The 1,889-nt window shown below is 56.6% G+C and carries 1 protein-coding gene; it reads left to right on the top strand.

What is annotated here, in order from left to right; translation table 11 throughout:
* Positions 1-1,889: condensation domain-containing protein (locus tag ACUYLD_RS25405; protein ID WP_446676223.1), on the top strand; the 1,889-nt coding region annotated here is incomplete at both ends.

Genomic DNA, 1,889 nt, shown 5'->3' with positions numbered 1-1,889 from the left:
CGCGAAGCGGTGGTGCTGGTTCGAAGTGACGCGAACGGGCAGAAGGCGCTATGCGCGTATTACACGCCGGATACCGGAGCGGAGCTGGTGGTGAACGATTTGCGCAGCGCGCTGGCGCAGGAGCTGCCGGGCTACATGATCCCGTCGTACTTCGTGGAGCTGGAGCGCCTGCCTCTGACGCCGAACGGAAAGATTGACCGGAAGGCGCTGCCGGCGCCGGAAGGGGAAGCGGGAAGCGGAACGGAGTACGTCGCACCGCGCAATGAGCTGGAAACGAAGCTGGCGGCGATTTGGCAGGAGGTGCTGGGGCTTGCGAAGGAGATTGGCGTTCACGACAACTTCTTCGACATCGGCGGCCACTCCCTGCGGGCGACGACGCTGGTCAGCAAGATTCATAAAGAGTTGAACGTGGATCTGCCGCTGCGCGACGTGTTCCGCCATTCCACGATCGAGAGCATGGCGGCCGCCATTTCCCGGCTGGATGAGCAAACATTCGTTGCCATTCCGATGGCGGATGACCGAGAGGTGTACCCGCAATCTTTTGCTCAAAAACGTCTCTTTATCCTGAATCAACTGGAAGGCGCGGAGCTTAGCTACAACATGCCGGAAGCGATGCTGCTGGAGGGTGCTTTAGACCGGGCAAGGTTCGAAGAAGCGTTCCGTAAGCTCGTGGCGCGGCATGAAATGCTGCGCACCGGGTTCGAAATGGTGGATGGCGAAGCATCGCAGCGGATTTACCAGGACGTGAATTTTGCCGTGGAGTTCTATCGAGCGGATGAGCAAGAGGCCGAAGAGACGGTTCGCCGTTTCGTCCGTCCGTTTGACTTGGCGAAGCCTCCGCTGCTGAGGGTAGGCCTTGTCGAGCTAGCTCCGAAACGCCATATTCTAATGTACGACATGCATCATATTATTTCCGACGGCGTCTCGATGGAAATCTTTGTTGAAGAATTCGTCCGCTTGTACGGCGGCGAGCAATTGGAGCCTCTGCGCATTCAGTACAAAGACTACACCGTTTGGCAGCATTCGCAGGAGCAGAAGGAACGGCATCAGCGTCAGGAGGCGTACTGGCTGGACATGTTCCAAGGCGAGCTTCCGGTGCTGGAAATGCCGACCGACTATCCGCGTCCGGCCGTGCAGAGCTACGAAGGCCAAACGCTGGAGTTTTTCTTCGACGCTTCGAAAACCGACGGTCTGAAGCAGCTGGCCTCGGAAACGGGCACGACGCTGTTTATGGTGCTGCTTACGGCGTATAACGTCCTTCTGTATAAATATTCAGGTCAGGAAGACGTGATCGTCGGTACGCCGATTGCCGGAAGGAATCATGGAGATGTGCAGCCGTTGATCGGGATTTTCTTAAACACGCTGGCTATCCGCAGTTATCCAGCTTCGGAGAAGACATTCCTGTCATACCTGAACGAAGTCAAAGAAACGACCCTCCACGCCTTCGAGCATCAAAACTATCCGTTCGAAGAATTGGTGGACAAGGTGCAAGTCACCCGTGATTTAAGCCGCAATCCGCTCTTCGACACGCTGTTTACGATGCAGAATACGGAGAACGAGGAATTTGAGCTGGAAGGGCTTCGCCTGATTCCTTATCCGAGCGCACTGGATACCGCGAAGTTTGATATCAGTTTGGATGTGGGCGAGGAGAACGGCGGCTTGGATTACAGCTTCGAATATGCGACGGCTCTCTACAAAAGGGAGACGATCGAACGGCTGGCGAAACATTACGAGCAGCTGCTCGTAACGATCGTAAGCCGTCCGGATGCGAAGATCGCCGAGCTGAACTTGCTGACGGCAGAGGAAAAAGGACAAATTCTCGGCGCGTTCAACCCGGCGCAGCCGGAAGCGGCTCCTGCGGCCGCGTTCCACCGGCTGTTCGAGGAACA

The sequence above is a fragment of the Paenibacillus sp. SER-28 genome (assembly GCF_052906305.1).
Note: the sequence above shows the minus strand (reverse complement) of the source record. Positions and strands in the feature narration are given on the sequence as shown.